This is a genomic window from Bacillota bacterium, from assembly GCA_012518215.1.
Lineage (GTDB): Bacteria > Bacillota > Dethiobacteria > DTU022 > PWGO01 > JAAYSV01.
Genome location: JAAYSV010000018.1, coordinates 1 through 6,211, shown reverse-complemented (window position 1 = coordinate 6,211; position 6,211 = coordinate 1). Strand labels below are relative to the sequence as shown.

The 6,211-nt window shown below is 50.0% G+C and carries 6 protein-coding genes; 5 read left to right on the top strand and 1 reads right to left on the bottom strand.

All coding sequences use genetic code 11. The annotated features are described in order from the left end of the window. The first annotated feature begins 448 nt into the window (after positions 1 to 448). The 5 genes from GX364_03270 to GX364_03250 all read left to right on the top strand — a co-directional run bounded on the left by GX364_03270 (position 449) and on the right by GX364_03250 (position 3,981). The gene (locus GX364_03270; protein ID NLI69872.1) at positions 449 to 1,078 is read left to right on the top strand and encodes a queuosine precursor transporter; all 630 of its coding nucleotides are present in this window, start codon (positions 449 to 451) and stop codon (positions 1,076 to 1,078) included. Further along, entirely contained in the window at positions 1,068 to 1,484 is a 417-nt protein-coding gene (gene queF, locus GX364_03265) for an NADPH-dependent 7-cyano-7-deazaguanine reductase QueF (protein ID NLI69871.1), read from the top strand. The genes GX364_03270 and queF overlap by 11 nt, the downstream gene beginning before the upstream one ends. An 83-nt stretch (positions 1,485 to 1,567) precedes the next feature. Next, a complete protein-coding gene (locus GX364_03260; GenBank protein ID NLI69870.1) occupies positions 1,568 to 2,314 on the top strand; it encodes a YebC/PmpR family DNA-binding transcriptional regulator in 747 nt (248 codons plus the stop codon). A gap of 252 nt (positions 2,315 to 2,566) precedes the next feature. Further along, positions 2,567 to 3,280, top strand: a complete 714-nt coding sequence (locus GX364_03255) for a DUF5058 family protein (protein NLI69869.1) — start codon at positions 2,567 to 2,569, stop codon at positions 3,278 to 3,280. A gap of 14 nt (positions 3,281 to 3,294) precedes the next feature. Continuing rightward, positions 3,295 to 3,981 (top strand): hypothetical protein, encoded by a 687-nt coding sequence (locus tag GX364_03250; GenBank protein ID NLI69868.1) that lies wholly within the window; start codon positions 3,295 to 3,297, stop codon positions 3,979 to 3,981. Positions 3,982 to 4,130: 149 nt separating this feature from the next. Here GX364_03250 and GX364_03245 read toward each other — a convergent pair whose 3' ends face one another. Continuing rightward, positions 4,131 to 5,294: a sulfate permease gene (locus GX364_03245; protein ID NLI69867.1), complete on the bottom strand. Its 1,164-nt coding sequence runs from the start codon at positions 5,292 to 5,294 to the stop codon at positions 4,131 to 4,133. Positions 5,295 to 6,211 lie beyond the last annotated feature (917 nt).

The window sequence follows — 6,211 nt, the reverse complement described above, 5'->3', positions numbered from 1 at the left end:
CGTGATGTGGACAGTGTATTACCTGTCCATTCAGAGGCCGCCGTTGGCGGCCGAAGAATCCCCTGGTCGACCACACTAACTCCCTGAACCGTTCTTTATGCTATGGCCCATGAACGGCCCAGTCGCCGAGCCAACATATAAAAAAAAATAGAAAACGTAGGCGGCCGAGGAAACCCTTGTTAATACCACTTACTCAGTGGGGGGAAGCTATTTCCTAGGTTTTATCTTTTCGCATACCCACAAAAGAGAGCTTCAGTTCCCGAAGAATCCCCTCCATCCCACTTGCTGTCGGTGCAGGCTATTTCCCGGTTTTTATCATTTCCACGTACCCATCAGGCGGCGATACTCCTTTTCTCTTCCCAAAAAATAAATTATAATAACAATGTAAATGGTATTACAGCAGGTCGCAGTCAACCCTGCTTAACAAAAAACACGGAGTGAACAATCCTTGGAAAAAAAACTGCAAATCCTGACGGCCCTCTTTGTTACCTGCCTGTTGGTTTCCAATATAATTGCCGGCAAACTGTTTTCCTGGGGGCAGTTGATCCTTCCTGCGGCAGTATTTGCCTACCCGGTCACATTTGTGATTACCGATACGGTAAGTGAAGTATGGGGTAAAAAAGAAGCCAACCGCCTGGTCTGGTTGGGGCTATGGATGAGCCTGGTGATGATTGCTTTCTTGACACTGGGAAAATTCCTGCCGCCATCTCCTCTATGGAGGAATCAGAATGCTTACGAGACCATTCTGGGAACGGTTCCCCGCATGGTGGCTGCCAGCATGGCCGCTTATCTGGTTTCGCAGTTGCATGATGTATGGGCTTTTCTTTTCTGGCGCCGGGTGACCATGGGAAAACACCTTTGGTTGCGCAACAATCTATCCACGATTGCCAGTCAATTCCTGGACACCGTCATCTTTATTACCCTTGCTTTTGCCGGGACTGTAGCCCCTGCAGTGCTTGTGAACATGATTATCAGTCAGTATCTGGTTAAAATAATATTGGCATTGGCCGATACTCCATTCTGTTATCTAACCGTCCGCTGGGCGCGAAAGGAAGGTGTTGTCACCGATGAAAGATAGTCGCAAGAATCAAAAGAATTCAGGTGCAGGAAGTCTTCCTGCAGTATTGAAACCCGAGCAGATAGACAGGGGGGTGCTGGAGAAAATCCCCTATGTTTATGCCGGGCGCCGTACAGATGTTGAGATCATCTTTCCGGAATTTACATCGGTCTGTCCATGGACAGGGCTGCCGGATTTTGGGGAATTGCGCATAAGCTATGTACCCCATGAAGAGTGTGTGGAACTGAAATCGCTCAAATACTATTTGAATTCGTACCGCCAGGTCGGGATCATCCAGGAAGATGTTGTCAATCGCGTCCTGGATGACCTGGTTGCACTGCTGGCCCCGGTTTCAATGACCGTTACCGGCGATTTCAATCCCCGTGGCGGCATGAAAACACTGGTCAGTGCATCCTATCCGCAGTAGAAATAAAAAAAAGAAGGAAGGATGCCCTTCAAAGTTGAACCATCTTCCTGGGGGAGGGACTTTTTGAAAGGGGGAATTTTTAGGTGGCCGGTCACTCGAAATGGTCAAATATAAAACGTCGCAAGGCACGGGTGGATGAGCAGAGAGGGAAGATATTTACCAAATTGGCCCGGGAGATCATCGTTGCTGCCAGGGAGGGCGGGGGAGATATCGACAATAATTTTCGCCTGAGATTGGCCGTGCAGAAAGCCAGGGAGAACAACATGCCCAACGACAATATCCAGCGGGCAATCCAGAGGGGCGTGGGAGGCCAGGAAGGAGAAAGTTACGAGCAGGTGAATTACGAGGGGTATGCCTCGGGCGGGGTGGCAGTCCTGCTTGAAGCCCTTACCGACAATCGCAACCGGACTGCGGGTGAAATCAGGCATCATTTTTCCCGTCACGGCGGGAGTCTGGGGGAATCCGGTTGTGTGGCCTGGATGTTTGAAAGAAAAGGTTTCATTACTGTCAAAATGGAAAAATTGTCGATCAGCGGGGATGATCTGATGATGCTTGCGCTTGAAGCGGGGGCTGATGATCTGCAGGAAGAGGATGACGTTTACAATATCATAACATCCCCCGAACTGTTCGAGGAAGTCAAGAATTTCCTGCAACAGCATGAAATATCCATCGAGAGTGCAGAGGTTACGATGTTGCCCCGGAACACGGTAAATATTACCGATCCCGATGAAGCCAGGCGCATCCTTGACCTGATGGAAATGCTGGAAGATAACGATGATGTGCAGAATGTCTATGCCAATTTTGATATTCCCGCCGAGCTGATGGGTTAGGCCGGGGAAGGCATATGTATTGCTTTATCCTGGCATACCGGGTGCGACCCCAGAAGGGTTGCGCCGTTTTTTTTGCGACGCAACGACTTGTTGATTTGCTGACCCCCCATCAACAGGTTTTGGTCATTTTACCGGCAAAAGCGCCGTTTTGAAACTGAAGGAAATCGGGTCTTTGTCCAGAAATAAAATAAAAACAGCGGCAATCCGGGTTGGGGGTAGTTCCCGGCAACAAAGAAAGGGGGAGGTTCGTGGATGAAGGATTATCTGGAAATAGCCAACAGTTCTTTTCTGTACAAAATGGGAGCATTCGTAGTCATATTTGTTCTGGTTCAGGCTGTGATATTTCTGAGGGCGGCCTGGAAAGAAGGGGAGCGAATTGGCCTTGACCGGAAGGTGATGTGGAATGCGGTCAAGTCCAGCGCTGTTTTTTCAGTGGTTCCTTCCCTGCCGATATTGCTGTCGCTCATGGCCATGGCCCCTATCCTGGGCCTTCCTGTTCCCTGGATACGCCTTTCTGTTGTCGGCGCGGTTCACTATGAACTGATGGCTGCCGATATAGGTGCTCGTTCCATGGGCATTACCGGGTTGGGGGGAGAAGGTTTTACCGCCGAGGTATTTGCCAATTCGGTCTGGGTGATGACCGTGGGAATCATCTGGGGGTTGCTGATATGCATCTTCTTCCTCAAGAAATATCTGGGCAAGATGGGAGCCGTGAAGCAGAAAGATTCGGAGTGGGGGAAGATCCTGGTAACAGCTCTTTTCTTTGGCCTGATCTCGGGTTTTGTCGGTGAACCGCTGGTCAAGGGTGGTGTACCGCTTGCCACCATCCTCAGCAGTGCGGCGATCATGGTCTTGCTCAAAATTGTCATAGATCGTTGGAAAATAGAATGGTTGAACAATTTTGCCCTCTCCTTCAGCATGATCGGGGGGATGGCATTGGCCATTTTATTTTCAAAAATATTTTAAGGAGGCCCGGAAACATGATCGATAAACGCGGTGATGAAAAGAATGCGCAAAGTTTTGAAAACAGCATGCATCGCCTTGGACGTATTACGGGGATACTGGCACTGATCATCATCATGTCGGTGCCCATGCTGGTATGTATTAAATATCGTATCTTTCCTCCCTGGCAAAATATAATTTCGGGCATGGCCAATATCACGGTGATCTTTCTGCCAATAGCAATAGGGGAGGTACTGGCCTACACCCCCATGCTGGGCAGTGGAGCCTCATATCTTTCCTTTGTTTCCGGAAACATTGGCAACCTCAAATTGCCCTGTGCGGTCATGAGCATGGATGTCGCGGGAGTGTCTCCCACCACCAAGGAAGGAGATATCATTTCCACAATTTCGGTAGCCATTTCCACCATGGTCACGACGGTTATCCTAGTCGTGGGTATGTTGGCCATCGTGCCGTTGACACCATTGTTGAGTGCACCGGCGTTGGCCCCCGCTTTCGAGAATATTTTACCGGCACTTTTTGGCGGCCTGGGGATCTACTGGATCATGAAACAATGGAAACTGGCGGTAACCCCGTTGCTGATAGCGGTGGCTATTACCCCCTTTACCACACTTTCCATCGGGGCCCTTGCACCCATACTGGCGGTGATCTCGATCGTGGCTGCGCGCATCATGTACAAGAAGGGGTGGGTTACCCATACCTTGTAATGATGGTGCAACAGGCCGAACTATCAATCTCAGGATGGAATGAATCAGGGATTGCAAACCATACAGGGGCCGCTGAGGTGTATTTTCATGGCATCTGACCGCGGCCTTTTTGATCATGGTAGCCACGGCATGGCCATGGCCGCGCGGGATCAGATCTTTATCCATCCTTTTTCCATGCTTCTGGCAGCGAAGAAGCCGGCTATAAAAGCAATGGCAGGATTTGTAGCTATGGAAAGGATAGCCACGCCGAGAATGATAAACAGATCCTGGCGGGAAGGGGTGAACTTGGCAGCAACGGCGAGATCTAACCCGCTGTAGAAGAGAAGGCAACCCAGCACGGCTTCAGGGATCAGGGCCAGAAGCTTCGCTCCGTCGCTTCCCAGAAGAAGGCCGGTTATCAGCAGAAAAGCTCCAATGATGTATGAAGTATATCTTGTCCTGCCGCCAAAGCGGTGGTGTGCGGCAACTCCGCCGCTGCCATGACACATCATATAGCCACCCAGGGGTGCGGAAAGCAGATTGGCAACGCCCATGGTCAGGCAGAGGTTTCGATCCTTGACTCTGGTGGCCTGTTCGCCATACAGCTCGCGGGAAACCACCGTGGTGACTAGCACTGCATTGGCGACGGTCAGGGGTAGCTGCGGCAGGGCTGCCAGCAAAAACCCGCGGTTGAAATCTGCAAGCTTCGGCCATGCAAGAGCCGGGGTTGGAAAGGCGATGGAGATGGAAGGAAGGGAAAGGTCGGGATGAAGAATGAAATTCAGGGCGATCCCCGCGGCAAGAGCTATGATTGCTGCCGGGAGACGCCTGCTTCTCAATAGAAGGAGTATCAAAACAAGAATAATCCAGCCGATCAACGGTTCCGTGGAAATCATCTTTACTCCCAGGGAGGCCAGTGACACCCCCAGGCCAACCTGAATGCCACTTACCACACTCCGTGGGGTGACACGGGCTATGAAATCGATGAGGCCGGTCAAACCCAATATCAGCAACGATGCCCCGATTATCAGGCCAGCTGCAGCCATTTCCCCCGCGGTGAGATTATGAACCAGCAACGCTGCTGAAGCAGCTTTCATCGGTTGAACGGCCATTGGTATTCTGTAAAACCAGCCACAGAAAATATAAAAAAGGCCGAAGCAGGAAAATATGGCGGCCGGATTCAGGCCAACCAGATTTATCGCCCCGAGAACATAAGGGAGCAGTATCCCCAGGTCCCCGATGGAACCGGAGAGTTCGTTCCAGAAATTGATTTTGACTGTTTTATTATCAGGGGAATCTGGAAGGGTGTTTTTTTCTTCATTGTTGGCGCCCATCAGTATGAATACACTTCCTCAAATCCGGTTGTTAACTTGTTATTGTCCGGCTGTATGTAGCTTTTTGTACTGTTACCTTACTCTTAATCATTTCATCATCGACTTCATTTATCCTTTATATTTTTGTAAAAGATTATTGGGGGCCCTTTACCGCTTGTATTTTTGAAATGCTTCATTCTTGCTCCGGCAACAAGCAGGGTGGCTTCTGTGTTATCATTCGGGGTGTTATTTTTTAAAATGTTGGCATTGGCGACTGGCCGTTCATGGGCCATAGCAAAAGAAAGGGTTCAGGGAGTTTGTGTGGTCGACCAGGGGATTCTTCGGCCGCCTGCGGCGACCTCCCCCCACTGTCATTCCGAGCAAGCGGTGTTTAACAAGAACACTGACATCAAGCCATAAAGATAAATGAAGTAGAAATGGTAACACAAGGGTGAAAGAATAGCGCCGCGAGGAATCTGACAGGTAGTACTTCTTTCTTTCTCCAGCAGTGGGGGAATTGACCGGGGGGTTCTTCGGTCGCCAGCGGCGACCTTCCCCCCCTGTCATTCCGAGCAAGCGGTGTTTAACAAGAACACTGACATCAAGCCATAGAGATAAATTATGTAGAAATGGTAACAACAGGATGAAAGAATAGCGCCGCGAGGAATCTCGGGTAATGGCAAGCACTGTGCCTGACCATGGCAGCCATTCATTCCATGTCGCTGTCTCCAACATATCGGTACGGGGAAAAGATCAAAACGGGAAACAGATTATGGCGATGGTAAGGTGTGTACGAGGAGGGGATTCTTCGGGAACTGAAGCTCTCTTTTGTGGGTATGCGAAAAGATAAAACCCAGGAAATAGCTTCCCCCCACTGAGTAAGTGGTATTAACAAGGGTTTCCTCGGCCGCCTACGTTTTCTATTTCTTTTTTTATAT